Origin of the sequence: Escherichia sp. 94.0001, from assembly GCF_013369155.2 — a bacterium.
In the GTDB taxonomy this organism is placed as follows: domain Bacteria; phylum Pseudomonadota; class Gammaproteobacteria; order Enterobacterales; family Enterobacteriaceae; genus Escherichia; species Escherichia coli_F.
The window spans coordinates 1-284 of the sequence record NZ_JABWMS020000297.1 but is presented as its reverse complement, the minus strand read 5'-3'; the positions used below and the strand labels follow the sequence as shown (position 1 = coordinate 284).

Genomic DNA, 284 nt, shown 5'->3' with positions numbered 1-284 from the left:
GGAAAGGGCTGATGACTCGCCGCGAGATTGAGCGTGAAGTCTGTTTGTGGGGGCAGCAATGAGCAGGGTAACCGCGATTATCTCCGCTCTGGTTATTTGCATCATCCTCTGCCTGTCATGGGCTGTTAATCATTACCGTGATAACGCCATCGCCTACAAAGACCAGCGCGACAAAGCCACATCCATCATCGCTGACATGCAGAAGCGTCAACGTGATGTAGCAGAACTCGACGCCAGATACACAAAGGAGCTTGCTGATGCTAATGCGACTATCGAAAGTCTCC

1 protein-coding gene is annotated in these 284 nt (G+C 51.8%); it reads left to right on the top strand.

Annotation, left to right across the window (positions count from 1 at the left end; translation table 11 throughout):
- Positions 1–58 precede the first annotated feature (58 nt).
- Positions 59–284, top strand: a 226-nt coding sequence (locus HEN33_RS25815) for a lysis system i-spanin subunit Rz (protein ID WP_183083567.1), incomplete at its 3' end; no start/stop codon positions are given.